At 72.3% G+C, this 24,671-nt stretch carries 27 protein-coding genes and 1 pseudogene; 9 read left to right on the top strand and 19 right to left on the bottom strand.

The window, feature by feature from the left end; all coding sequences use genetic code 11:
* Positions 1–201 precede the first annotated feature (201 nt).
* Entirely contained in the window at positions 202–804 is a 603-nt protein-coding gene (locus tag AB0G35_RS25765; protein WP_360954000.1) for a hypothetical protein, read from the bottom strand.
* Positions 805–1,187: 383 nt separating this feature from the next.
* Here AB0G35_RS25765 and AB0G35_RS25760 point away from each other — a divergent pair.
* Positions 1,188–1,552 (top strand): annotated as a pseudogene (locus AB0G35_RS25760) (isochorismatase family protein).
* Between the two features lie 118 nt (positions 1,553–1,670).
* On the opposite strand, the gene AB0G35_RS25755 reads toward AB0G35_RS25760, so the two are convergent.
* The 8 genes from AB0G35_RS25755 to AB0G35_RS25720 form a co-directional block, all read right to left on the bottom strand.
* On the bottom strand, positions 1,671–2,096 hold the full coding sequence (locus tag AB0G35_RS25755) for a hypothetical protein (protein WP_360953997.1): 426 nt from the start codon (positions 2,094–2,096) through the stop codon (positions 1,671–1,673).
* 272 nt (positions 2,097–2,368) lie between these two features.
* Positions 2,369–2,995, bottom strand: a complete 627-nt coding sequence (locus AB0G35_RS25750) for a hypothetical protein (protein ID WP_360953994.1) — start codon at positions 2,993–2,995, stop codon at positions 2,369–2,371.
* 79 nt (positions 2,996–3,074) lie between these two features.
* Positions 3,075–3,815: a hypothetical protein gene (locus AB0G35_RS25745; RefSeq protein ID WP_360953991.1), complete on the bottom strand. Its 741-nt coding sequence runs from the start codon at positions 3,813–3,815 to the stop codon at positions 3,075–3,077.
* A complete protein-coding gene (locus tag AB0G35_RS25740; protein WP_360953988.1) occupies positions 3,812–4,333 on the bottom strand; it encodes a sigma-70 family RNA polymerase sigma factor in 522 nt (173 codons plus the stop codon). The genes AB0G35_RS25745 and AB0G35_RS25740 overlap by 4 nt, the downstream gene beginning before the upstream one ends.
* Positions 4,334–4,487: 154 nt before the next feature.
* Entirely contained in the window at positions 4,488–4,982 is a 495-nt protein-coding gene (locus AB0G35_RS25735; protein ID WP_360953985.1) for a DinB family protein, read from the bottom strand.
* A 59-nt stretch (positions 4,983–5,041) separates the two neighbouring features.
* Positions 5,042–6,361, bottom strand: coding sequence for an IPT/TIG domain-containing protein (locus AB0G35_RS25730; RefSeq protein WP_360953982.1), 1,320 nt, complete (start codon positions 6,359–6,361; stop codon positions 5,042–5,044).
* A gap of 161 nt (positions 6,362–6,522) precedes the next feature.
* Positions 6,523–7,275 (bottom strand): IPT/TIG domain-containing protein, encoded by a 753-nt coding sequence (locus AB0G35_RS25725; RefSeq protein WP_360953979.1) that lies wholly within the window; start codon positions 7,273–7,275, stop codon positions 6,523–6,525.
* Positions 7,276–7,405: 130 nt separating this feature from the next.
* Positions 7,406–8,086 (bottom strand): hypothetical protein, encoded by a 681-nt coding sequence (locus AB0G35_RS25720; protein WP_360953976.1) that lies wholly within the window; start codon positions 8,084–8,086, stop codon positions 7,406–7,408.
* A 552-nt stretch (positions 8,087–8,638) separates the two neighbouring features.
* Between AB0G35_RS25720 and AB0G35_RS25715 the strand changes: the two genes are divergently transcribed.
* Both AB0G35_RS25715 and AB0G35_RS25710 read left to right on the top strand, forming a co-directional pair.
* Positions 8,639–9,481 carry a hypothetical protein gene (locus AB0G35_RS25715; RefSeq protein WP_360953973.1) on the top strand — a complete coding sequence of 281 codons (843 nt, stop codon included), beginning with the start codon at positions 8,639–8,641 and terminating at the stop codon, positions 9,479–9,481.
* 10 nt (positions 9,482–9,491) lie between these two features.
* Positions 9,492–9,716 carry a cold shock domain-containing protein gene (locus AB0G35_RS25710; RefSeq protein ID WP_360953969.1) on the top strand — a complete coding sequence of 75 codons (225 nt, stop codon included), beginning with the start codon at positions 9,492–9,494 and terminating at the stop codon, positions 9,714–9,716.
* Positions 9,717–9,861: 145 nt separating this feature from the next.
* Here AB0G35_RS25710 and AB0G35_RS25705 read toward each other — a convergent pair whose 3' ends face one another.
* Positions 9,862–10,215, bottom strand: a complete 354-nt coding sequence (locus tag AB0G35_RS25705) for a DoxX family protein (protein WP_360953966.1) — start codon at positions 10,213–10,215, stop codon at positions 9,862–9,864.
* Positions 10,216–10,415: 200 nt separating this feature from the next.
* On the opposite strand from AB0G35_RS25705, the gene AB0G35_RS25700 reads away from it, so the two are divergent.
* On the top strand, positions 10,416–11,156 hold the full coding sequence (locus tag AB0G35_RS25700) for an SDR family oxidoreductase (protein ID WP_360953963.1): 741 nt from the start codon (positions 10,416–10,418) through the stop codon (positions 11,154–11,156).
* 9 nt (positions 11,157–11,165) lie between these two features.
* Here AB0G35_RS25700 and AB0G35_RS25695 read toward each other — a convergent pair whose 3' ends face one another.
* The 5 genes from AB0G35_RS25695 to nsrR all read right to left on the bottom strand — a co-directional run bounded on the left by AB0G35_RS25695 (position 11,166) and on the right by nsrR (position 15,970).
* Positions 11,166–12,626 carry an FAD-dependent monooxygenase gene (locus AB0G35_RS25695; RefSeq protein ID WP_360953960.1) on the bottom strand — a complete coding sequence of 487 codons (1,461 nt, stop codon included), beginning with the start codon at positions 12,624–12,626 and terminating at the stop codon, positions 11,166–11,168.
* A 115-nt stretch (positions 12,627–12,741) separates the two neighbouring features.
* Positions 12,742–13,347: a TetR family transcriptional regulator gene (locus tag AB0G35_RS25690; RefSeq protein ID WP_360953957.1), complete on the bottom strand. Its 606-nt coding sequence runs from the start codon at positions 13,345–13,347 to the stop codon at positions 12,742–12,744.
* 417 nt (positions 13,348–13,764) lie between these two features.
* Positions 13,765–14,190: a hypothetical protein gene (locus AB0G35_RS25685; RefSeq protein ID WP_360953954.1), complete on the bottom strand. Its 426-nt coding sequence runs from the start codon at positions 14,188–14,190 to the stop codon at positions 13,765–13,767.
* A 5-nt stretch (positions 14,191–14,195) separates the two neighbouring features.
* The gene (locus AB0G35_RS25680; RefSeq protein WP_360953951.1) at positions 14,196–15,410 is read right to left on the bottom strand and encodes a globin domain-containing protein; all 1,215 of its coding nucleotides are present in this window, start codon (positions 15,408–15,410) and stop codon (positions 14,196–14,198) included.
* A gap of 116 nt (positions 15,411–15,526) precedes the next feature.
* A complete protein-coding gene (gene nsrR, locus AB0G35_RS25675) occupies positions 15,527–15,970 on the bottom strand; it encodes a nitric oxide-sensing transcriptional repressor NsrR (protein ID WP_360953948.1) in 444 nt (147 codons plus the stop codon).
* Between the two features lie 171 nt (positions 15,971–16,141).
* Between nsrR and AB0G35_RS25670 the strand changes: the two genes are divergently transcribed.
* Positions 16,142–16,573, top strand: coding sequence for a hypothetical protein (locus AB0G35_RS25670; protein WP_360953945.1), 432 nt, complete (start codon positions 16,142–16,144; stop codon positions 16,571–16,573).
* Positions 16,574–16,716: 143 nt separating this feature from the next.
* Positions 16,717–17,142: a DUF779 domain-containing protein gene (locus AB0G35_RS25665; RefSeq protein ID WP_360953942.1), complete on the top strand. Its 426-nt coding sequence runs from the start codon at positions 16,717–16,719 to the stop codon at positions 17,140–17,142.
* Positions 17,143–17,243: 101 nt separating this feature from the next.
* Here the strand turns inward: AB0G35_RS25665 and AB0G35_RS25660 are convergent, their stop codons facing one another.
* The 3 genes from AB0G35_RS25660 to AB0G35_RS25650 all read right to left on the bottom strand — a co-directional run bounded on the left by AB0G35_RS25660 (position 17,244) and on the right by AB0G35_RS25650 (position 20,034).
* Positions 17,244–18,191 (bottom strand): hypothetical protein, encoded by a 948-nt coding sequence (locus tag AB0G35_RS25660; protein ID WP_360954108.1) that lies wholly within the window; start codon positions 18,189–18,191, stop codon positions 17,244–17,246.
* Between the two features lie 207 nt (positions 18,192–18,398).
* A complete protein-coding gene (locus tag AB0G35_RS25655) occupies positions 18,399–18,917 on the bottom strand; it encodes a lytic polysaccharide monooxygenase auxiliary activity family 9 protein (RefSeq protein WP_360953939.1) in 519 nt (172 codons plus the stop codon).
* Between the two features lie 79 nt (positions 18,918–18,996).
* Positions 18,997–20,034 carry a LacI family DNA-binding transcriptional regulator gene (locus AB0G35_RS25650; protein ID WP_360953936.1) on the bottom strand — a complete coding sequence of 346 codons (1,038 nt, stop codon included), beginning with the start codon at positions 20,032–20,034 and terminating at the stop codon, positions 18,997–18,999.
* Between the two features lie 232 nt (positions 20,035–20,266).
* Here AB0G35_RS25650 and AB0G35_RS25645 point away from each other — a divergent pair, with 232 nt between their 5' ends.
* Complete coding sequence (locus tag AB0G35_RS25645; RefSeq protein WP_360953933.1) at positions 20,267–21,214, top strand: nucleoside hydrolase; 948 nt, start codon at positions 20,267–20,269, stop codon at positions 21,212–21,214.
* 23 nt (positions 21,215–21,237) lie between these two features.
* Positions 21,238–22,701 (top strand): MFS transporter, encoded by a 1,464-nt coding sequence (locus AB0G35_RS25640; protein WP_360954106.1) that lies wholly within the window; start codon positions 21,238–21,240, stop codon positions 22,699–22,701.
* 40 nt (positions 22,702–22,741) lie between these two features.
* Here AB0G35_RS25640 and AB0G35_RS25635 read toward each other — a convergent pair whose 3' ends face one another.
* On the bottom strand, positions 22,742–23,884 hold the full coding sequence (locus AB0G35_RS25635) for a Vms1/Ankzf1 family peptidyl-tRNA hydrolase (protein WP_360953930.1): 1,143 nt from the start codon (positions 23,882–23,884) through the stop codon (positions 22,742–22,744).
* 302 nt (positions 23,885–24,186) lie between these two features.
* On the opposite strand from AB0G35_RS25635, the gene AB0G35_RS25630 reads away from it, so the two are divergent.
* Positions 24,187–24,603, top strand: a complete 417-nt coding sequence (locus AB0G35_RS25630) for a DUF2795 domain-containing protein (RefSeq protein ID WP_360953927.1) — start codon at positions 24,187–24,189, stop codon at positions 24,601–24,603.
* The last annotated feature ends 68 nt before the right edge of the window (positions 24,604–24,671 follow it).

The raw sequence follows: 24,671 nt of genomic DNA, 5'->3' as shown, positions 1-24,671 counted from the left end.
CCCACAGGAGTACAGCCGGCACGAGATCCCGGCGTGCCGGAGGCCGTAGGGTTGCTTCGCCGGGCCGGAGGCCGGCTCCGTGCGGGTCGGGACGTACACCCCTGGCCGCGCCACGTCGTGTCCTTTCCGTGCCGGACAGTACGGACACCCGGTGTCTGGACCTGTCTTCGAAGGCGTGCGTGCCATGCAACTGGTCACTCACTACGCATCCCTTGACCTTCTCGCCGCAAGCGACAGCGAAACCCGGCGGATTCTGGACTTCTCGCAGCCCTCGTCGTCCTTCAGGTCCTCATCCTCGTCGTCTTCGTCGTCGTACCAGCCTTCGACCATCCCGACGAGCCGTTCATCGATCGGATTGCCCATCTCGTCGTCCTCGGCGAGCAGGCGGCGCAGCGTGTTCAGCGGGTACCAGTGCTCACCGGGGCCGGCCTCGGGTGCGCCCACGCAGGGGGTGTCCAGGAGTCCCGGCGCTTCCGTCTCGCCGTAGAACGGCGGTACTTCGCCCGTGTCGAAGTCCGGCTCGAACTTCCATACCCACCCGTTGCGGCGGCACAGGACTTCGCCGATGTACCACACCGCGCCCTGGATGAAGGGGGTGCGGCGCTGCCGGGTGATCTCCTCCGTCTCGGTGTACGCCTCCCTCACCCGTTCCTCCAGCGCGTCGAGGGAGGCGTGGGAGAAGTCGAACAGGGTGCTGCCTCCGGCTTCGTGGGCCCAGCGTGCGAAGTCCGCCTGTCGTTCGGTCAGCCATGCCAGGAGATCGGGGTGACGGGTGGAGTCGTAGGTGTCACGGGGCGCAGGCATGCCCGAAACCGTACCGAACGCCGTTGGCAGTGGCCCCGGTTCCCTGCCGAGTCGACGACGCGCCACCCTCAACTCCCTGTCATGCACGGCATGTTGGCAGCATCTAAGGTGTTGGCTGGCGGACGGAGGCAGGACACGGGCCCCTGCCACGTTCCTCGGCGGGAGTGGGGCGACCGACGACGGCCCCCCTGACCCCACCCCGACCCCACCCCGACGCCGACGCCGACAGCAGTAGCGGGGGCCTCCCGGACTTCGGGAGGCCCCCGCTCTCGGCACGCCTTCGGGTGAGGGCGTGGGTGCCGGGAGTTCGGGCACCATGGACCCGACCCGCTTCACCGCCGTACCCGCTTCACCGCCCTACCGGCTTCCTTCCTGGAGACGACATGAGCAGCGCCCTTCTCGTGATGGACGTCCAACAGGCCATCGTGGACATCGCCGACGACGGCTCCGGATACCTGCCACGCCTGCGCAGGGCGATCGACGGGGCCCGGGCGGCGAACGTCCCCGTGACGTGGTGCTGAGGGCGCGCGGGATCGACGGTCTCGTGCTCACCGGCATCGCCACCAGCGCCGTGGTGCTGCACACCCTGTGCCAGGCGAACGACCTGGACTTCGGCCTCACCGTTCTCTCCGGCGCCTGTCTGGACACCGACCCGGAGGTGCACCGGGTCCTCGTCGAGCGGCTCTTCCCGCAGTGGGCGGAGGTCGTCACCGTCGACGACTGGCTCAAGACGAGCGCACCTCAATAGCGGGCAGGCAGGGGGACGACGACATCGGCGGTCGACTCCGGTGGGCCGCGGTGGTCGTCCTCGACGGCGCGGCCGCGGGTGGTGGCGGGGCCGGCCACCCGCGGCCGCGCAGCTGGACTCAGCGGACGTGCACCCGCACCGGACCAGAGGTCCTCTCGCGCACGGGATGGCGGTCCGTCGGGCTGGTCAGGCCGTACACGACCGCACGGTATTGCAGGACGCCGCTGTGCGCCGCCTTGACGTGTGCGGTGGCCCGCGCTTCGGCGCCCGTGTCGACCACGGGCCCGCAGGTCACCCGGTGCCACGCCCGCCCGCTGCTGCGGCCCTCCAGGCATATCCGCAGGTAGCTGGCAGCGTCGTCGTCCCCCTGCGCCGTCACCTTGAAGGGCTTGCCGACATGCGCCGTGTGCGGCGCCGTGATGTCCACACTGCCCTTGGCGAACGCCGGCGCGGCGGCCAGAGTCACCGAGGCCAGCCCCAGCGCACCGATCACGGCCGCACGGCCGCCCCGCGCCTTCATCCCGGTCTTCTTCGTCCTGGTCATGGACGTCCCTCCCGCAGATCTCCCCCAGGGTGAGATCCACCCCTTCGCGAAGGCGCCCGGTGCGCCTCGCTGACTACCCAGATGAGCCGGCCGCCCCGCCCGTTGCCCCGCGCCCGGCGCCGTTACGGATTCACGACACATCCCGCCCACCGCGCCCTTCGCCCAGCAGAGGCACCCGGCGCGCCGGTGCCTTCGCCGGGCAACGCTTGCGTTGGCGGTACGCGTCCCCGGTCTGCTTCTGCCAGAACAGGTCCCGGGTCTGTCTGCCGCGTTCACCGGTCCTTCGTGGAAACGTCGCGGGTGGCCTCCTGGAGGGGCAGCAGGTGGACACCGTCCGCCGGCCGGCTGTCGGAGGGTGCCCCGTGCGGCTGGTCCGACATGACGACGACCACCCGGTAGTCGCCGGGGTGCCTGTCCACGTCGGACCACGTGGTGCCGGGGCAGAGGGCGTCGATCGCCAGGGTCCCCTGGTACGGGCGCCGACCGACGGGATACCCGGTGGCCGGCCTGCCGTCCGGGCCCTGGTCCGCGGCGGGCTTCTGGCGGCCGACGATGACACCGTGCTTGAGCAGGCGGGCCGTGGGCGGGACCTCGCCGATCGGCAGGCTGAGCATCTCCTTCCGGTCACCGGAGGTGATGCGGTAGGCGGTCCGCAGACCGGAGCCCTGGCGCCGCAGGGATGTGACGGTCAGGTGCAGGGGGTCGTCGGGGCCGCTGACGGCGACGGGGCGTTCGACGGTGCTGCCGCAGGGCAGGGAGCGGTCCTGTTCCCTCGGCGACGGGCTCGTGGTGGTCGGCGCGGGGTGGGGCGGGGCGGCGGTCACCGCGGCGGACCGGCTCACGCATCCGGCGAGGGCGAGCAGCAGGGCGGGGGCGGCGAGCAGCGGGGTGCGGCGCATGGGCTCCTCCGTGAGGTCGTGAGGTGGCGAGGTGGCGAGGTGGCGAGAGCGGCGAGGTGGCGAGAGCGGTGCGGCGCCGTCATTCGGCCAGGGGGGCACGGGCCACGATCCCTGCGTGGCGGGCCCCGGTGCCGGGGGGCGCGGTGCGCTGGGTGGTGAGGACGACGGCCACTTCGTAGCCGCCCTTCCACACCGAGTCCCAGGTGGTTCCCGCGCAGGGGTGGCCGGGTACGGGCGCGAGCCGGGCGCGGTGCGGATGGCCGGGGGTGACGGTCGTCCGGCGCGCGGTGTGCTGCTCTTCTGGCCGGCGGGTGGCCGGCGGTCCGGCCGGGTCCTGACCGGCCACGACCCGGCCTTCCTTCAGGACGAGGAGGCGCGGCCGGCCGGAGAGGACGACGGAGGGCGCGGTCGCCGTGACCTCGTAGCTGACCTGCGGGGCTCCGTCCGGAGCCGTGCCCACACCGGATACGCGCACGGTCACGGTTCCCCGGCCGGAACTCGCCGGGATTCTCGTGCCGCAGGTGTAGTGAGCAGGCGGTGGTTCGGCGGCCGGGGTGTCGCCCGGTGCGGTGCCGCTCGTCGCCGGGGGCTGCTCGTGCACCGCGCCCGTCGGGGTCTTCTCGGGCTCCGGTGGGGAGGCGGACGGCAGCGTGTTCAGCACCACCGCGGCGGCCAGCGCCAGGCCCGCCCCGGCCACGGCGGTGTACCGGACGCTTCTGCGCCGGCGCACCCGGGTCCGGACGCGTTCGGTGTCGATGTCCGGCAGCGGTGTGCCGTGCGCGGCGGCCAGCAACCGTTCGCGCAGGTCCTCGGGCTTCATGTCGCCAGCCTTTCCCCCGCGACGTGGGGTGCGGGTGGCCGCAACCGGGCGCCCAGCCGTGCCAACGCGTCGCTCAGATGACGTTTGACCGTGCCTTCACCGCAGCCGAGCCGTGCCGCGATGTCCGCGGTGGACAGGTCCTCGTAGTAACGGAGCACCACGCAGGCCCGTTGCCTCGGCGACAGTCCGCGCATGGCGTCCATGAGGTCGAGCCGGTGCATGACGTCCGTGCTGTGGTCGGCGACCGGCGCCGAGGACACGAGCCGTGGCAGCGCACGGATCCAACGGGCCCGGCGCCGGTGCAGATCCAGATAGCGGTTGAGCATCGTGCGGCGTACGTATGCCTCCGCCTCCCCCAGGTCCCACGCACGGTGGGGCCGGGAGAAGACCCGTACCAGTGCCTCCTGAACCAGGTCGGCGCCCTCCGTGCGGTCGCCGCACAGCAGGAAGCCATACCGGTTCAGTTCCGCGCCGCGCTCCTGCGCGAGCTCGGACAGCAGCCTCGACCATTCGGCCACGTTCCCTCCGATCCCCTCACCCGGTACCACGAACAACTCACCCGTCGGGTTGGGGGCTTGCGGTCAGGAAATCCAGGCGGGCCGCCCGCGGCCCGCTGCCGCTACGGACGCCTGGGCCGTCTCCCCGCGGGGAGAGCAGGGAGACGGCAGGCGTCTATTCGCCGACGCTGCCGTCGGCGAGTTCGCGTGCGATGTCGAGGTGTCCGGTGTGGCGCGCGTACTCCTGGAGCAGATGGAACAGAATCCAGCTCAGCGCGGGCCGTTCCTCCTCCGGCAGTACTTTCCCGCCGAGGGACGCGGCACGGTCCTCCCACCGTGCTCCGGCAACGATCGCCCGGGAGCGGTCGCACTGCTCCACGAAGAACGCCCTGATCTCTTCGGACGTCTCCTCCGGGCGGACCCGCCACCGGCCGCCGCGGCATTCCAGGTCACCCCACGGCTCTCTTACGGTCTCGCCGGAGAATCCCCACTGGAGCCACCGCCTCTCGACATGGGCCAGGTGCTTGAGCATCTCCAGCGGTGCCCATCCCGAGGGAACTCTGCTGCGGCGCAACTCCTCGTCGGACAGACCGTCGAGCTTGCGCAGCACCGTGCTGCGGTAGAAGTCGAGGTACTCCGCCATGAGTGCGTCCGGAGCCGAGAGGGTCATGGGCGGTTCTTCAAGGAATTCCATAGGACACTCCACTAGCACATGGAGCCGGTGCAGCCCTATGCGGTGGGTGGGCTGAGCCGCATGTAGCTGCCCGGTGCGCTGGTGCCGCCGGGGGTGATGACGGTGACGTCGACCGGGCCGGCGGCTCCGGGTGGGGCGTCGGCGACGATATGGGTGTCGGAGACGACGGTGAACGCCGTGGGGGTGGCGCCGAAGCGCACCTGGGTGGCCGGGGCGAGGTGGGTTCCGGTGAGGGTGACGGTGTTTCCGCCGGTGGTGGGCCCTTGATTCGGGCTGAGCAGGGTGAGGACGGGGGGCGCCAGGTAGGTGTACGTGAGCGCATTGCTCGTTCCGCCGGCCGTGGTGACGGTGACGTCGGCCGGGCCGGCGGTTCCCGCGGGGGCCACCGCGGTGATCTGGGTGTCGGAGATCACCGTGAAGGAGCCGGCGGCGGTGTTCGCGAAGCGCACTGCGGTGGCCTCGACGAGGTGGGTTCCGGTGAGGGTGACCGTATTGCCCCCTGCGAGGGGCCCCGCGGCGGGCGCGAGGCCGGCGAGGACCGGGGCGTTGACGTAGAAGTAGGCGGTCTGGAGGGTTGCCGTGCCGCCCGGCGTGGTGACCGCGACCGCGACCGCTCCGGCCGCTCCCGGAGGGACCACTGCGGTGATGTTGGTCGGTGACACGACGGTGAACGATGTCGCCGGGGTGGAGCCGAAGGTGACCGTGGTGGCCGAGGTGAAGTTGGTGCCGGTGAGCGTCACGGTGTTTCCGCCCCTCGTGGGGCCCCGGTTCGGGCCGACGCCGGTGAGTGTGGCTGCTGCGACGTAGGTGTAGGAGAGGCCGTTGCTGCTGCCGCCCTGGGTGGTGACGGTGACCTGCACGGTGCCTGCGCCGGGGGGTGCGACGGCGGTGATGTGGGTGTCGGAGACCACGGTGAAGGAAGCCGCGGGAACGGCACCGAAGCGCACCGAACTCGCCGACGCCAGCCCCGAACCGGTGAGGGTCACGGCCGTGCCGCCCGCTGTCGGGCCGGAGTTGGGGGTGAGGGAGTTCAGGGTGGGGGCGGGGGTGAGTCCGTAGCCGAAGGTGACGTACTCATTGCTGGTGCCGCTCGGGGTGGTGACGGTCACCTGGACCACTCCGGAACCGGGCGGCGAGGTGGCAGTGAGGCGGGTATCGGACGTGACGGTGAACGAGGCCGCTGGGACGGCGCCGAAGCGGACGGCGGTGGCACCGCTGAAGCCGGTGCCGGTCACGGTGACGCCAGTACCCCCAGTGGCAGGGCCCGAGGCCGGCGACACGGAGCCGACCGTAGGGCCGGATGCGGCCGCAAATCGTTCGTCGGAGGCGGTCGTTGAGTGGGGGAAGCGGGGCACGGCCGGGTTCCTTCCGAGAAGCGAGCCGCGTCCGACCGCGAAGCGGCGAGCCGGAGCGGGGTCTTTCGACGGGTTCGGCCCGGCCAGGGGAGGGCGGCCCCTGGCCGGGAAGCGCAGCGGTGCGGACGGCGGAGTTCAGGCCGTCATCGGACGGAACGGGGTCAGATGCCGGGCGCGGCGAGGTAGGTGAAGGCACCGGGGGCGAAGAAGCTTCCCCCGGCGGTGGTCACGGTGACGTCAGAGGGTCCGGGGGCGCCGTCGGGCGTGGGCGGGGTGACGACGACGAGGGAGGTGTCGCTGATGGCGGTGAACGTGGCCGGTGTGGCGCCGAAGGTGACCGATTCGGTCGTTGCCAGGTTGGTTCCGGTGATGGTCACCACGGTACCGCCGGAGGCCGGGCCGGAGTCCGGGTTGAGCGTCGCGACGGTGGGGGCGTCGACGTAGGTGTACGACAGGCCGTTGTTGGTGCCGCCCGCGGTGGTGACGCTGACGCTCACCGGCCCGGGGCCGGTGCCCGGGGGAACGGTGACGGTGAGCTGGCCGTCGTTGACCACCGTGGGAGCCGCGGTGGCAGCGCCGAAGTGCACGGCGGTTGCGGTGGACAGGCCGGTGCCGTTGATGGTGACGGTGCCGCCGCCGGCGGTGGCACCCGAGACGGGCGTCAGATTGGACTTGAACGGCGCGCCGACGTAGAAGAACAGCAGCGGGTTGGTGGTCCCGCCCGGGGTGGTGACGGTCACCGGGACCGCTCCGGTGCCGGACGGGCTGATGACGGTCACCGATGTGGCGGTGTTGGCGGTGATGGTCGCCAGCTTGGTGCCGAAGTGCACCGCGGTGGCGCCACCGAGGTTGGTACCTGTGATGGTGACCGTGGTCCCGCCGCCGGTCGATCCCTGATTGGGGCTGAGGGGCATGGTGATTCCTTCTGAGTCGAGGGGTGCGAAGGCAGCGCCGAACCGGACCGGATGACGGTGGGCTGTCGGCGCGAAAGGGCCTGGAGCGAGCCAGGCGTCCGGTCGAGGCCGGCCGGGGCCGGCCCTACCGTCAGGTGCAGCCGGGGACGCTGCCCGACGGAGCGCAGTTGTCCGGGGTGTTGTCGCCGACCGTGCTGGCCAGCAGGTTCGCCGCCCCGGAGTTGACGTAGATGCCGCCACCTCTGAAGGCGGCGGTGTTCCCGGTGACGGAGCTGGCGGTGAGCGACACGGTGCCGTTGTCGGTGTAGATGCCGCCGCCGGCGACCGCGGTGTTGCCCGTGACGACGCTGGAAACGAGCGAGACGGTGCCGCCCAGGTTCGAGATACCGCCTCCCGGGTACGGGGCCACCGCGCTGCCACCGCGCACGGTGATCCCCGCCAGGCTCAACTGCCCATTAGTTCCAGGGATGTTGGCGGCGCCATCGACCTCCAGGATCCGGAACGGCGGCGCGCTCGGATCACGAGTGAGGGTGGAACCCATGCCCAGCAGGGTGACCGGCGCAGTGATCGGCGGGAGCCCCACCGGACCGGCCGGGCCGTGACCGTGCGCACCGGTGAGCCGGTACGTACAGAAGGGCAGCAGTATCAGGGTGTCCCCGCCGGCCGCGTTCGCGGCACTGATCGCGTTCACCAACGAGGCCTCGCTGCACAGCACGGGAGTCTGCGCCTGGGCAGGGGTCGGGGCCGCGCTGAGCCCCACCGCCAGGGCACAGACACCGACGAGGGAACACAAGGTACGTACGGATCGCATGACGCCCCCGGGAGAGGTGGCAAGGAGCCGCCGCACCGGCCTGCGCCGACCCACGGCGCAGGCCGGCGATCACACGTCCTCTGCCGGGGGCGGCGGCGCGCCCGCGATGCCAGGGGCCGCACCACGCCTGCACCACACTCGCAGCGTCGGGCGGACAAGGGCAGGCCGTCTGGCACTCCCCGGAGAGGAATGGGCGGCCCACCGGACTGGTTGGCGACCAGTTACCCATCGGAGTGACCGCGACGGCAACGGAGTTGACGCCCCGTCATCCGAACGGCAGAGCGCGTTCCGATCGATGTTCACCACCCCGGAGAGGCGTCACGTCCCCTTCCCTCCCCCGGGGGCGCCGGCTCCAACTGCTGCTCCGCCCATATCGTTTTGCCGTTGCGTACGTAGCGGGTTCCCCAGCGTGCGGTGAGTTGGGCCACCAGGAGAAGACCGTGGTCGTTCCGGCGGTGTCAGCGGTCGCGTGGCCGAGGGGAAACGGCGGCGCACGGGGCGGAGCGGCCGTGCGCTGCACGGACTGTCAGAGGTGGCTGAGAGTCTGGCCCCGTGCTGATCAACGGATTCGAGGACGCCCCTGTCGTCGCGGGGGAGGAACTGCTGGGCCTGCCGGGGTTCTGGGCGGCCTACCTGATGTGGCTGAGCCAGACGGAGGATGACGATCCCGTTCCTGAATGGTTCGGTGTCGACGGAGCCGATGCCGACGCGGCCTGCGAGGCACTGGCCGACGAAGACCGGTGGCCCGTCTTCCGGATACCGTTCGCGGGCGGCCACACCGCGGTGGTCCTCGGCTACAACCTTCCCGAGGAGCCGGGAACGGAGTACTTCGTCACCCACCCCGAGTGGGGGCGGCACGGCCGCCTGGCCACCGTCGACGGCCACCAGGCGGGCCCGGGCCTCTCCTGGAAAGAGCTCACGCACCTCGCCCGCACGCCCGACCTCAACGCCCCGGGAGTCCACGCCGCACACGCACGTCTGCTCCTTCTGCTGCCCGCGCTCGGCGACCGGGACTTGCCGGCGAACGCCGCAGACGTCATCGGCGCCGCGCTGACGCAGGCCGGCGTCCCCGCGACGCTGGCCCCGGGCCTCGCCGGAGCGCTCCTCGCGGACCACCCCCTGTGGGAGCCGGCCGAATGGACCCTTCCTGCGGCCTCTCCGCTTTCCGGCAGCCGGGACCCCTTCCCCGGGATCCTGCACTGCGACGAGCCCACCAGTCCGCGGTGCGGCACTCACCTCGCCCAGGGCATCACCCGGGAGCAGAGCGACCGACTGGCCCGCGCACTCGGCACCTGGCCCGCCGGCCGTGCAGCAGGCGTGTCCGGGGATGGGTTCAGGCCAACGGTCGCACTTTCGGCCGGGCACCCCGTATCCCGGCACCGACGACGTCCGTAGAGTCGCCGCCATGGTGATGGCGACTGTGCGCAATTGGCATGTCGAGGAAGGCTGGGGCGTCCTCGACTCGCCCGAGACCCCCGGTGGGTGCTGGGGCCACTTCTCCCACATCCAGAGCACGGGCTTCCGCATGCTCTCGCCCGGACAGCAGGTCGACCTCCAATGGGAAGCCGCCGGCTTCCCCCAGGACGGGTACGACTACCGGGCCGTGACCATCCAGCCTCGTCCTTCCTGACACCGGTGAGGCCCATTGCCGCGTGGTCCCGGTCACGGGCCCGTCCCCGGTCACCGTCCCGGTCACGGGCCTCCGGGCGGGCGTCGGGCTGCACGCCAACGGGGGGGGCGGCGGCAGTGGTGTTCATGCCGCCCGGCCGACCGTGTCACCCGGCTTGGAGGGCGAAGATCAGTGCTGCGGTGCAGAAGACGAGCATGCCGAGGGCGTTGAGGAAGAGGTTGCGCCCGTAGTCCTTGGCGTGGACGTGCAGGGAGATGGCGACGAGGAAGTAGACCACCAGTGAGGCCGTGGTGAGAACGGCCAGCGGCGGGAACCAGAGGCCCACGATCAGGGCGGCCGCGGAGGCGGTCTTCACCACGGGCAGCAAGGGCCAGTACCGGCGGGGGAAGTGGACGTCGTTCAGACAGTCCCGGACGAAATCGACGGGCCTGAGACAGAGTGCGGCATCGCCGAGCTGGACGGCGGCCAGGCCGGCGAAGAGCCACCACGGGTGGATCACGACGGGTACCTCATCTCGTAGCGGTGGTGGTGCTGACGACATGAGCGACGGATACCGGCCGGTGATTCGTGACATCACCCCGCCGGCGAGTGCGCGCCCCGACAAGGGGCACGCGCTGCCCCGCCCACCAGGCCTCCCACCGGCCCTCCCATCAGGCCTCTCACCAGGCCTGCCACCGGGCCATGGCAGGATTCGCGATCATGACGCGAGAACCATCGGATCAGCCCGTCGCCCTGGTCACGGGGTCCACCTCGGGGATCGGGGAAGCCGTCGCGCGGAGGCTGGCGGCGGACGGCATGCGGGTCGTCGTGCACTCGCGCCGCAGCGCGGAGGCCGGTGAGGCACTGGCGGCGGAGCTCGGCGGGGCGTACGTGCGCGCCGACCTGGCCGTGGAGGAGGAGGCCCACGGGCTGGTGGAGGCGGCGCTCGGCCGGTACGGGCGGCTGGACGTGCTGGTGAACAACGCGGGCATCAGCTGGCCGATCCCCCACCACGACCTGGCCGCGGCGGCACCGGCGGACTGGCGACGGCTGCTGGAGGTCAATCTGATCGCGCCCTGGGTGCTGTGCACGGCTGCACTGCCGGCGCTGCGTGCCTCTCCTGTGGGCGGCAGCATCGTGAACATCACCAGCCACGCCGGGGTGCGCCCCAAGGGCTCCTCGGTGCCGTACGCGGCGAGCAAGGCGGCGCTGAACCACGTGACGCGGCTGCTCGCGGCCGCGCTCGCACCCGAGGTCCGGGTCAACGCGGTGGCCCCGGGACTGGTGGACACGCCCATGACGAAGGACTGGGCGCATGCGCACGAAATCTGGCGGGACCGCGCGCCGATGCGCCGTCCGGCCCAACCCGCCGACGTGGCCGACCTGGTGGCCTCGGTGCTCGCCAGCACCTATCTCACCGGCGAGGTCATCGTCCTCGACGGCGGGCTGAACCTCACCTAGCCGGTACCCTCACGCCGCCGCGAACCAGGTGCCCAGGGCTTCGTACAGGCCGTCGCCCGTGGTGCCCTGCCAGGCGACGTAGCAGTCGGGCCGGAGCAGCAGTGCGGTGTCGAGTTCCGGGACGGTGACGGTGTCGACGTGTGACGCCCAGGGGCCGGCATCGAGGGTGCCGGTCGGGTCCAGGAGGAGCGGGCGGCCGCTGCGGGTCAGTTCGCGCAGGCCCGGCAGGTCCGGCGCCCACCGGCCGACGAGTGCTCCGGTGGCCGGCCCCATGCCGTAGGTGAGGCCATCGCCGGACAGCAGATGTGCGAGGTGCTGCCGCGTCGCAGGCCGGTCGAGCAGCTCGCCGAACAGCTCCCGCAACGCCGTCACGTCGCTGCCCGGCCTGGTCAGCAGCGACTGCGCCTGCGTGTGCATGGCGACCCGCCGGGCGGCCGGGGAGCGTTCCGTCTCGTAGGTGTCCAGCAGTCCCTCCGGCGCGTGGCCGCGCACTTCCGCGGCCAGCTTCCAGCCGAGGTTCACCGCGTCCTGCAGGCCCAGGTTGAGCCCCGGGCCGCCGATCGCCGCGTGGACGTGCGCGGCGTCCCCGAGCAGCAGGACGCGGCCCGCGCGGTACCGCTCGGCGATCCGGGTGTTGCCGCCGAACAGCCGCCTCATCAGATGCGGTCCCGGCCCGGCCGGCGGGCCGAGCGGCACGTCCGCGCCGAGCACCCGGGAGACGCTGGCCCGGAGCTCGTCGAGCGAGGCCCCGCCTTCGGCCGGCTGCCCCCATTCGACCGTGCTGATCAGTGGGTCGCCGTCGGGGAACGGTGCCCAGGCGATCAGGCCGTGTGCGGTCCGCAGGTGCCGGTACGGCGGCACGGCGCCGAAGCCGGGCACAGCCAGGCCGCCGTCGGCCCCGACCACCTCCCGGGGCACGCTGACATGTCCGGTGCGCGACACCGAGTCGTCCCTGGTCACGCCGGGGAACGCGATCCCGGCGAGCTTGCGGACCACACTGTGCCCGCCGTCGGCGCCGACCAGGAACGCCGCTTCGACCGGCTCCCGCCCGCGCAGCTCGATCACCACCGACCGCTCGCCCTGCGTCAGGCCGATGACCTCATGGCCGCGGCGGACCTCGACACCCAGTTCGGCGGCGCGCTCAGCGAGCATGCGCTCCGTCCGGTGCTGCGGCACCCGCAGCGTGTGGAGCGGGTTGTCCGGCAGTCCGTTCAGGTCGAGCGGGAACGCGCCGAAGACGTAACCGGGCGCCGGCTGCGGGGTGGCAGGGGTACCGGGCGCGGTCAGCCGCTCGTACAGCCCGCGCCGGTCGAGCATCCTGACGACCTGTCCGACCAGCCCGTTCGCGCGCTGCTCGGAGGTCGGTTCGGTGCGGCGTTCCAGCACCAGCGGACGCACGCCGGCCAGGGCGAGCTCACAGGCGAGCATCAGGCCGTTGGGCCCGGCGCCCGCGATGACGACGTCGATCATGAGGGGGTTTCCGTTTCCGGGCAGGGGACATCGGCCCGGCCGGTGCCGGGCGTGCCGTCCGGGTGGTGGTGCCTACGGGTGGGCGCCTGCGGAAGGGGATGCGTGCGGGTGGTTCCTACGGGTTCGACAGTCCCGCGGCGACCCGGGTCAGGGCGTCCGCGAGCAGAGTGCTCACCGGTACCGGCGGATCGGTGCGCAGGTGGTGTGCGGTGGCCGTGTTGATCGCGGCGACGACGGCGGCCGCGACGAGGTGCGGGTACAGGTCCCGCTGCGGATCGGTACCGGTGCGGTCCGCGACGGCCGCGGCGATCTCGGCCTCGGCGATGGCCCCGGCCCGCAGCATCTCGCCCTGCAGGGCCGGTTCGGTGACCATCATGCGCACGCCGGCCGTCCACCGGGCCGCGTCAGCAACGGGATGAGCGGCCGACTCGGCGTCCGGCCCGAACTGGGCCAGCACCGCGCGGGTGATCGCCTCCCACAGCGGCTCCTCTGGCCCCTCCCGCAACGCCTCCGCGATGCGGAGTCCGCGGTCGAGGTGGCGGGCGACGATCGCTTCCCCCTTGCTGGAGAAGTAGTTGTTGAAGGTGCGCGGGGAGACGCCGGCGGCCTCGGCGATGTCCTCCACCTTGACGTTGCCGAACCCGCGCTCGACGGTCAGCCGGACCGCCGCCCAGCTGAGCGCCGCGCGCGTCTCGGCCTTCTTCTGCTCTCGCAACCCCATGCTCAGCACGGTAAACAAAACTTGCGCGGCACGCAATAATGCGTGCCACGCAAGTTTCCGGCCCGGGGGCATCAGGCGGAAGCGTCATCGCGGTCTCCGTCACCGTTGAAGTCGCCGGCGGCCACGGCGCGTGCGGTGGGCGGAGCGGCCGTCGCCGCACCCACCGGGAGGCAGAGCAGCCCACCGGTGAGCGAAGCGGCGGTGGTCGTCGCGAGGGCTGGACGGAAGGGCCGGCGCATGAGCGTATGGGGCCGCATGGGTGGGGGAGATCGCCGGTTCGGGCGGGCGCGGGGCCGGGCCGACCGTCGGTGCGTCCTCCGCCCACCGCGGTACGGAGAAGACCGCTTGCGCGGCATGGCGGTGGTATGTCCGGCGGAGGCGCGAGCCCGGCGAGGGGTACCGCCCCGGTGCGGGCGCTCAGACCGCGAGCGTGGTGATGCCCAGGGTGAGCAGGGCCAGCGCCTTGAGGGCTTCGGCGGCGGCGTAGAGCACGTGGGCGCGGGACCGCGGGAGTTCCTCACCGGCCAGCACCCGGTCGGAGCGGCGGTTCAGGACCGGGCGGACGGCCGCGAGCTGCAGCGTCAGGAGGAGGACGGTGACGGCCGTCAGGAGCACCACGGACAGCGGGGGCCGGGCGAGGGCGACCGCGGTGACCACGACGACGGCCAGCACCGCCTCGGCCCGGTTGAGTGCCCGGAAGACGAGGCGGCCGATGCCGAGGCCGATGCGTACCGTCACGCCGGGGGCGCGGAACTTCAGGGGCGCCTCCAGGAAGGAGATGGCGAGGACCATTCCGAGCCAGACGAAGGTCGCCGCGACGGCCACGGCGTTCAGGGCGTCCATGCAGGTCACCGCCCCAGCCACAGGTCCGGGCCGAAGACCTCGTAGTGGATCGCCTGCGCGGGGACGCCACGGTGCAGCAGGGCGCCGCGGACCGCGCGCAGGAAGGGCAGCGGGCCGCAGAGGTAGGCGGTCACGCCCGGGGGGAGGTCGACGGTGTCGAGGTCGACCCGGCCGGTCGACGCCTCCGGGGCCCGGTCGCCCGGCTCCTCGTACCAGAGGTGGAGCCGGGCGTCCGGCAACGCGCCCACCAGGCTGCGCTGTTCGTCGCGGTGTGCGTGGTCGGCGGGGGTGCGGTCGGCGTGGAGGATGGTCACCGGGCGGGCGGATCCGGTGGCGGCGAGGTGGTCGAGCATGGACAGCATGGGCGTGATGCCGATACCGGCCGAGGCCAGGAGCAGCGGACCGTCGCCCTCCGGCAGGACCAGGTCGCCGAACGGTGCGGAGACCGTGAGCTCGTCCCCGGTACGGGCGTGCGCGCAGAGCCGGTGGGACACCTCGCCGTCCGGCTGCGCTCCGCCCGCGTCGTTCCCGTTCCCGGCCCGCACCCGCTTGACGGTGATGCGCCAATCGGTGCGACCGGGTGCGGCGGAGAGGCTGTACTGGCGTATCTGCCGGGCGCCGTCGGGGAGTTCGGCCTGGACGCTGACGTACTGACCGGGGCGGAAGGGGGCGGTGGGGCGGCCGTCGGCCCGCCGCAGGACGAAGGAGACCGCGTTGGGGGTTTCCTGCCGCCGCTCGACGATGGTCATGCGCTGCCAGACGTCTCCCTCGGCGGCGCCGGCCTCCTGATAGAGCCGCGCCTCGACGGCGATCAGCGCGTTCGCCATCAGCCAGTAGACCTCGTCCCAGGCCGCGGCGACCTCGGGGGTGACCGCGTCGCCGAGCACCTCGGCGATCGCCGCGAAGAGGTGGCGGTGGACGACCTTGTACTGGTCGGAGGTGATGCCGAGGGAGGCGTGCTTGTGCGCGATCCGGGCGAGCATCGCGTCCGGGCGGACGTCCGGGCCCTGTAGCAGCACCTCCGCGAACGCCGCGATCGAGCCGGCGAGGGCCCGCTGCTGGTCACCGTTGGCCTGGTTGCCCCGGTTGAACAGGTCCCGGAGCAGCTCGGGATGGGCCTCGAAGAGCTTCCGGTAGAACAGCTCGGTGATGTCCCCGATGGCGGCACCGACCGCCGGGAGGGAGGCCCGGATGACCGGGATGGACTGTTCGGAGAGCACCGCGACTCCTTAATTGGTTAACGATCTTCTTATTTAGACGCGCGAGACACAGGACATCCGGCAGCGCGATGGCGTCGGCGACGCGGGTGGCGCCGGCGACCTCGGAGACGCGAAGGTCACTCCGGCGGGCGGCCGACCAGCCCGATGAGCACCGGACCGGTGGGCGAGGCCACCAGGTCCGCCACGGTCAGCGGGTCGAGCGCGGCGTAGAACGCCTCCTGGGCGTCCCGCAGCGCCCGGCGCAGGCGGCAGGCCGCGCGCAGCGGGCACGGTGGGTCGCCGTCGCAGGAGACGACCTCGCCCTCCCCCTCCAACTCCCGGACCAGCCAGCCGACCGAGGCCCGCCGGCCGAGGCCGGTCAGCGCCAGGCCGCCGCCGCGACCCCGGCGCGCCTCCACCACGCCCAGGCGCTGGAGGCGGGTGACCGCCTTCGCCATGTGGGTGTAGGGCACGTCCATGGCCTCGGCCACCTCGCGCGTGGTCAGCGGGTCGCCCTCTCCGGAGACCGCCAGGCGCATCACGGAACGCAGCGCCAGGTCGGTGAACTTCGTCAGCCGCACATACCGGACGTTAACAAAGACGCATGTTAGATTCCCATTCAGATACGCCCGGGACCGTGTGGAGTGCGTCACGGGCGAGGCCGCTGACGAACGGGGCCGGTTGCGGGGGTCGGCCCCGCAAAGGGCCCGTTCCGCCGGCGGCGGGCAACGCACAGGGAACAGGGCACGTGTATGACTGTGGAAAACGACGGCTCCCCCGGCCCGGCCGGTGACGCACCGGTCCCCCGCGTGCTGTGCGACACCGGGGCCCTGACCGCGGCCGCGGCGCTCGACGGTACGCCGGCCGGTGCGCTGTGGCGGCTGGCGGAACCCGGACGGCAACTCGACGCCAATGTCGTGCGCCTCCCGCCCGCGGGCCGGGTGGACCCCCACACCGAGCCGGATCTGGACGTCCTCCTGCTGGTCGCCGCCGGGAACGGCACGCTGCTCCGCGCGGACGGTGCCCTCCCCCTGACGGAGGGAAGCCTGGTCTGGCTGCCGCACGGTTCCACCCGTGGCCTCGTCGCGGGCGCGGCGGGCCTGTGTTACCTGACCGTGCACCGGCGTCGGCCCGGAATGCAGATCCAGCCGTCCCCGCCCGCCGACCGCCTCCCGAAGCCGTAGGCGCTTCCGGCCGTCAGGCGCTTCCGCCGCACCTCCGGCCGTGCACCCTTTCGCCCTCGGACGGCCCGTGCAACCCTCTCGCAACCTCGTAGGGGGTTAACTGAAGGCCGTGGCTCTCTGTTGATGCGGCGGGTGGTGTGGCGGTGGACGCGGGTGCGGGTGTGGAGCGGATCGCGGTGACCGGGGCGGCGGGTGAGCTGCTGCGGGTCTTGCGGGAACAGCACGGGCCGTTGATGTTCCATCAGTCCGGCGGGTGCTGTGACGGCAGTGCGCCGATGTGCTACCCGGCGGGGGAATTCCGTACGGGCGGATCGGACGTGCTGCTGGGACGGCTGGCGGTGGAGGGGGTGCCGGAGCCGGTGGACTTCTGGATGTCGGCGGACCAGTTCGCGCGCTGGCGGCATACCCATCTGACCGTGGACGTCGTGCCGGGGCGGGGCAGCGGATTCTCCCTGGAGGCGCCCGAGGGGGTGCGGTTCCTGATCCGCTCGCGGCTGCTGACCGAGGAGGAAGCGGAGCGGGCGGCCCACGACCGGGGGCGGGAACGAGGCAGCGGCAGGACGTGGTGAGGCCCCACGCACGGGGGAGAGCGTGGGGCCTCACCTATAGGAACGGGTGGGAGCGGGAAGTGGTTCCCCTTCTGTGAAGATCCGGGAAAAAATCTTCCGGGTCAGTTCTCGTCCTGTACCAGGCGTTCGAGGAGTTCCTGGAATTCGCCGTCGACGACCACGCGCAGACCGTCCCCGTCCGGCTCGCTCAGCGGGGTCATCACGCCCCGCCGCCACCAGAAGACCCGCGGGCTGATGGCGCCCGCCGCGTCCTCGTGGCCGGCCGCCGCGAACTGCGCCATGGCCTGGAGCGCCGGGATCACCTGGGCGTCCTGGATGCGGTGGAACGCCAGCTGGTGGCGGAACGGCATGGCGACCAGCGCACCGTCCGGGGTGAGCCCGGTGCCCAGGAGCCGCTGGACCAGGTCGTCGAGCACCAGCACCCGGCTGGCGGTGAAGAAGGAGTCGCCGAGCAGCACTTCGAAGGCCGAGCCATCACCGCGGCGCACCGTCTCGTGGCCCTCGACGGGCAGAGCGCGGAGGTTGTTCAGGGCACGGATCCGCAGCTCGGCGACGTCCCCGAGGTCGCTCAGCGAGTCCTCGCTCAGCATCTGCACCGCTTCGGGCAGATCGAGGGCGAGGACCTCCCGCAGGCCGGGGGCCGGTTCCCGGCCGTAGCGGAAGGAGTCCGAGGCGGGCAGGGTCTCCTGGGCGACGACGCGGGGGTAGAGGCAGGCGCGGATCTCGTCCGCGGAGAGCACCTCCAGCGGCTGCGGGCCGTCCATGGTGCGCAGCACCTTGCCGACGTGGTCCCGGATCAGCCCGGGCCAGGCGCGTTCGCCGCGCCGGTCGCGGTGGCACACCGCCGCGAGGTTGCCGAGGCCGAACTGACGCCCCGACGAGTCGGTGACCGCTCCCGCGTACGCGGTGACCTCCAGGCCCTGCTCGGCGAAGGCCTGCCGGACCTGGGAGCGGAAGACGCCGCCCTCGCGCTCGGAGAAGAAGCTGAACTCCCCGTCGCGTGCCAGGTCGCGGGGATCCCGCTTCGGTCCTCGGCGGAACAGGCCCATCTCTTCCTCCCGGCAGCGGCCACGCACAACGGCCATGAATGGGCCGATCGTAACGGGTGCGCCGGCCGGCCCCGTCACCCTGCCGACCACCGTTCCCCGCCGTGACGCGGCAGGGCGACGGGGCAGGTGGGACGGGGTCGGCCGAGGGGGGACGAGAGGGACGAGGGGGACGTGCGCGGAGGTAGCGGACCGGTCGCCGGTACCGGGTCAGCCGCCGATGGTGACGTCGATGCAGGCGTAGAAGGCGTTCGCGGTGTCGGCGATGTTCCAGACCGCGAGGATCTTCTGCCTGCCCGTGAGGCTGCCGAAGTTGACGGTGTGGGTCACGGTCTTTGGGGGCTGTGCGCCGCCGCCGCTGAACTCGGCGACCTTCCGGCCGCCGGCGAAGTACCGCCAGGTACTGGTGGCGTGACGGGCCGTCAGATGCCAGCGGAAGGCCTGGGTGCGGCCGACCGGGGTGACCTTCCAGCCCTTGGAGTCGTCGTCGAGTTCGGCGAACCGGCTGTTGCCGCCGCTGCAACTGGTCAGCCCCTTGGGGCCCTCAACGCTCTGCGGCTCCCACTTGACGGGGCCGCAGTCGATCGCGCCGGCGGCGCACTGCGCCTGGCGGCTGGGGGGTGCGGAGACGTAACCGTGGGCACCGGCCGGGGCGACCGGCAGGGTGACGACGAGCAGCGGGGCGATTCCGGCGCCGACGGCGAGAGCCAGCCTTCTGTTCTTGTTCATGTCGACCCTTTCGCGAGGGGGGTGGGAGGCGCGAGGGGTGCACTGATTGGTCTGGACTTTACTCCCTGACCGTGTACGGTCAATAGGTCCGGACCGGCCCGTCCGCCGGTACCGCGGCGGCCGTCCCGCTGGAGGCCCGGACCACCAACTCCGGGGCGAGGCGGACCGTGTGGCACGGTCCTGACGAACCGTCGGCCCGGCGGCGGGACAGCAGCCGGGCGGCCTCGGCGGCGAGGTCGGCGACCGGCTGGCGGACGGTGGTGAGCGCGGGGTCGGCCAGACCGGCGAGCGGGATGTCGTCGAAGCCGGTGACCGCCACCTCACCCGGGACGTCCGCGCCCAGTTGCCGCAGCCGTTGCAGCGCGCCGGCCGCGATCAGGTCGTTGGCGCAGACCACCGCGTCCGGGCGGGACGGCCAGAGGCGGTCGACGGCGGCCCGGCCCCACTCCGCCGAGAAGTCGCCGAGGGCGAGCCGGCCGGGTGCCGCCGGGTCGAGGGCCGCGGCGCCGGTCTCGTAGGCAGTGCGCCGCTCGACGGCCGCGGAGGCGGTGCCGGCGGCGCCGATGAAACAGGGGCGGCGGCGCCCGGTGGCGGCCAGGTGGGCCAGGACGAGCGCCATTCCGGCGGCGTTGTCGACCGCGACGGAGTCGGCGACGCCGGGACCGCAGCCGCGGTCCAGGAGGACCAGCGGCACCTGTGCGGCGGCCGCCGCCACCGCCTCCCGGCTGTGCCGTTCGTCGACCGGTATCAGCAGCAGCGCGTCGACCTGCCGGGCCAGCAGGGCGCTGATCCGGGCCGCCTCGGTGGCCGGGTCGTCATCGCAGTCGGCGAGCAGGACGGCACGGCCCTCGGCGTGCAGGGCGTGCTCCAACTCCCGTACCAGGGTGGGGAAGAACGGGTTGGTGATCTGCGGCAGGACCAGCCCGACCGTGCCGGTGGAGCGGCTGCGCAGGGCGCGGGCGACGTGATTGGGGCGGTAGCCGAGCCGCTCGGCCGCCGCGCGGACGGTGCGGGCGGTCTCGGCGCCGACCGGGCGGGTGCCGGCGAGGACCCGGGAGACCGTGGCGATGGAGCAGCCGGACGCCAGCGCGACGTCCTTCAAGGTCACTTCGGCCACGGTGGCGCCCCTTTTGTCGACCCGTACCGGATGAGGGCGGCAAACGTTATCACCGCTCACCCACCGTGTCCGTGAGCCGGATCAAGCGGTCGTATGGCTCACATTTCGTTGACATCGCACGGAGCGATGGGCGAAATTCTCGGAGAACGTTTTCCAGCGGTAGTCGCCTCCTGCGGGCGCACCCAGAGACTTCACCCGCACCACCGTTCCGCAGAGCAAAGGGGCTCGTCCGTTGGCCAGAAAGATCATCCTCGACTGCGACCCGGGGCACGACGACGCGATCGCCATGCTCCTGGCACACGGCAACCCCGAGGTCGAGCTGGTCGCCGTGACGACCGTGGTCGGCAACGCGTCGGTCGAGAAGGTGACCCGCAACGCGCTGTCCGTGGCGCGGATCGCCGGGATCACCGGGGTCCCCTTCGCGGCCGGCTGCCCGCGGCCGCTGGTGCGGGACATCGAGACGGCGCCGGAGATCCACGGGGACACCGGCCTGGACGGCCCGGACCTGCCCGAGCCCACCCTCGAACTGGACCGCCGGCACGCGGTGGACCTGATCATCGACACCGTCATGGCGCACGAGCCGGGCGAGATCACCATCGTCCCCACGGCCGGCCTGACCAACATCGCGCTGGCCGCGCGCAAGGAGCCGCGGATCGTCGAGCGGGTCCGCGAGGTCGTGCTGATGGGCGGCGGCTACCACGAGGGCAACTGGAGCGCGGTCGCCGAGTTCAACATCATCATCGACCCCGAAGCGGCGCACATCGTCTTCAACGAGAAGTGGCCGGTCACCATGGTCGGGCTGGACCTCACGCACCAGGCGCTGGCCACCCCCGCGGTCGAGGAGAAGATCGCCGCGGTGGGCACCAAGCCGGCCACCTTCGTGCTGGAACTGCTGGACTTCTTCCGCGAGGCCTACCGCGAGAACCAGGGCTTCGAGCACCCGCCGGTGCACGACCCGTGCGCGGTGGCGTACGTCATCGACCCGGACGTGATGACCGTGCGCCGGGCCCCGGTGGACGTCGAGCTGCGCGGTGCGCTGACCGTCGGGATGACCGTGACGGACTTCCGCGCGCCCGCGCCGGACGACTGCACCACCCAGGTCGCCGTGAAGCTCGACCACGAGCGGTTCTGGAACCTCGTCGTGGACGCGCTGGAGCGGATCGGCGACGTGGCGGAATGAACGGCACGAACGGTACGAACGGCATGAACACCTCCCTCACCCAGTCCACCCGGTCCCCCGCCGAGGCGAACGGCACCGGCTCAGGCGTCCGCATCGGGGTGCTGGTCACCGCGCTGCTGGCGGCCTGTTTCGCGTTCCAGCTGAACGCCAGCATGCTCAGCCCGGCGCTGAAGAACATCGAGGACACCCTCGGTGCCAGCTCGGCCGAGATCGGCCTCACCCAGACCGCGTTCTTCACCTCGGCGGCCCTGTTCTCCCTGTTCCTCCCGCGACTGGGCGACGTCATCGGCCGCCGCCGGGTGCTCACCGGGATGCTGGGCCTGATGGTCGTCGGCTGCGTCCTCGCCGCACTGGCGACCAGCGTGCCGATGCTGTTCGCCGGCCGGATCATCCAGGGCGTCAGCGGTCCGGTCGTCCCGCTGTGCCTGATCATGCTGCGGGTCGAGGTGCGCGAGCCCAAGCGGTACGGCACCCTGCTCGGCGTGATCACCGCGGTCAACGGCGGGATCGCCGGGGTGGACTCGCTCGCGGGCGGCTACCTCGCCGACAACCACGGTTTCGGGTCGGTCTTCTGGGCCATGGCCGTCGTCGCGGCGCTGGCGACCGTCCTCGTCGCCACCCTGACCCCGGAGTCCAGGGCTCCGGCCCCGGACACCCCGGGCGCCCGCCGGATGGACTGGCCCGGCGTCGCCCTGCTCGTCGTCTCGGTCGGCTCGCTGCTGACCGCGCTGAACGAGGCGGGCAAGCTGGCCGCCGCCGACTGGCCGCTGATCGCCGTCCTCGTCGTGGTGTCCGCGGCCGCCTTCGGCCTCTTCTGGCGCACCGAGAACCGCAGCGGGCACCCGCTGGTCGCCACGAGGCACCTCAAGCAGCGCGCGACCTGGGCGACCCTGCTGACCACCGTGTTGACCATGACCGGTGTGTTCGCCGTGATGAACGGCCTGATCCCGGCGTTCGCGCAGGACGCGCAGGCCGGTCTCGGGATGAGCGCGGAGGCGTCCGCCTGGTGGACGCTCTCGCCGTACGCGCTGGCCGGTCTGGCCATGGGCCCGCTGGCCGGCCGGCTCGCCGCCACCTTCGGCTACGGCCGCGTCCTGCGGTGCGGCCTGGTCGGCTCGGTGGCGACGGTGGTGCTGATGCTGGCGACGATGCACAGCCACTCGCACGTCCTGCTGCTGGCGACCTCGATCCTGGTGGGCATCGCCTACGCGGGCGTGGCCAACATCGTCCTCAACGGGCTCGGCATCGTGCTCTCCCCCAGCGAGAACCCGGGCTTCCTGCCCGGGCTGAACGCGGGCGCGTTCAATCTCGGCGCGGGGCTGAGCTTCGCGGTGCTCTACGCGGTCAAGACCGCCGCCACGCCGGCCGATCCGGCGTCCGCCGGCGGCTACACCGCGGGCATGATCGCCGGTGTGGTCGTCCTGGCGGCGGCGATCGCCACCTCGTTCCTGATCCCGAAACCGGTGGCGGCCGAAGCCCAGGACTGAGGGCTCACGGCGCGCCACCGGGGGATTCCCGGGCGGCGGCTCACTCCGGCGCCGGCTCGTCCGTCCACCGCAGGATGGCGCCGAGCCCGCCGGAGGGCGCCCGTTCGGGATCGCGGACGATCACGACCTCGGCGCCGCTGGCCGCGGCCGACCGGATGAGCGCGTCGTCGGCCCGGGCGGCGGCCGGCCGCACCTCGCCGAGGTACTGCAACTCGGTGCCGCGCACGGCGAGTTGGTCGGCGCCCTCGCCGACCCAGACCTGGCGTCCGGTGTCTGCGCCGTGCGGGTCGACCAGCAGGGTGTCGATCCGGTGTTCCCGGGCCGCCTCGACCAGCGCGGGGATACCCGCCGCGGCGTGCGGGGCGCCCTTGCTGCCGGGGGCTTCGCCGGTACGGAAGCGGTCGGTGACCTCCGCGACGTGCAGGCGTTCCTGTTCGGCCCGGACCTGGGCGATGTCCCGTTCCACCAGGTCGCTCTCGGAGCCGGCCGCGCGGCCGCCGTGCTCGCTCTCGTAGGTGAGGCCGCGCAGCTGCTCCGGCAGCTTCTCGTGCACGAGGTGCCGCTCGCGGGCGTCGCCGATGAGGATGATGGCCTCCGCCCCGTGTTCCTCGGCGGTGCGGCGGATCGCATCGGCGATCTCCGCGGCGTTCTGCTCCCAGGTGTTCTCCACCTTGGCCTGGAAGTGGGTTTCGGACCAGTCCGAGGACGTGGTGCGGTGGATGGGCCACTCGGCGCCGGTGACCTTGCCGGCCGCGTCCTCGGTGCCCTGCTGCCCCAGGACGGCGAGGTCCGCGCCGGTGCGGTCGAGCCGGACCACGAGGCAGACGGGGTCGTCGCCGATCGCGGCCAGGAAGGGCGCGATCCGGGGCACCGGCCCCCAGGCGGCGAAGGGTGTCGGCGGTGGCCCCGGCAGCGGTGCGTCGAGCACGACCTTGCCGTTGGTGGCGAACAGCACCCGCCCGGCGTGCGACTGCGGTTCCCCTTCGCGCCGCGTGACCAGGGCCTCGTGCACGGCGCCGCAGGTGGCCTCGTCCGCGCCGAGCGCGAAGAGCTGCGCGGTGGTCGCGCTCGCCGTCAACTCTTGCTGCTTTTCGGCGTCCTCGGTGCCGTGCGAGATATCGGCATAGACGGTTGCCCATGGGCCCGGCCGATCGATGACCGGTCGAAGGAGCGAGAGTCGCATGGCGCTGCCTCCTTGGGTTCTCCCGGTTATGCGGTGGGCTTGTCTGCAGTTGGCTGCGTATGCGTGGGACGCGTATGCGTCGCTGCGTATGCGGTTGGCTGTCATACGAATTCCCGATCCCCCAGGGCGTATGCATTGCGTTCCGGCCGGGGATATGCCTCGATGGCGGTCACCCAGAGTAGTAGTTCGGGTGAATTCCGTACCGGGGCTTGAATCGAGTGCGTCGGGTTGTTAGGGCGGAAGGACCAGGGAAACTGGGAGAAACGCGTCGGGTCGGTACGACTCGGAGACCGGAGGCAGCGATGGTCATGGAACACGGAACGGACAAGACCGGCCCCGCCCGGGACGACATGATGAAGAAGCAGCTGCGCGGTCAACTGGCCGCGGAGCGCTCGCTGCGGACCGACGAGGAGCACGAACTCCAGCCCCCGGGCGAGGACCAGCCGGTGCCGGCGTGGTCGCCCGCGAGCGACTACCGCGGCGGTACGCCGAGCGGGATGACCGAGCAGGACGTCGGACTGCGCTCCGAACTCGCCCAGCACCTCGGCCGGAGCCTGTACCCCGCCGACAAGAACACGGTCATCGAGACGCTGCGGCGCAACCAGGCGCCGGACCGGCTGGTGGAACTGGCGCAACGGCTGCCGGCGCACGACCGGTACGTGAACGTGCAGGCCATCGCCGAGGCCATCGGACTGCACACCGAGCACGTGCGGCGCTGACCCGGCCGTCCGCCTCCTGACGCTGCCGAGCGGCGCCGGGAGGCGGACAATTGGTGGCAGAGGGCTCC

It is taken from the genome of Streptomyces sp. NPDC021749 (assembly GCF_040640655.1).
Taxonomy (GTDB): domain Bacteria; phylum Actinomycetota; class Actinomycetes; order Streptomycetales; family Streptomycetaceae; genus Streptomyces.
This window is presented reverse-complemented; position numbering and strand designations above follow the sequence as displayed.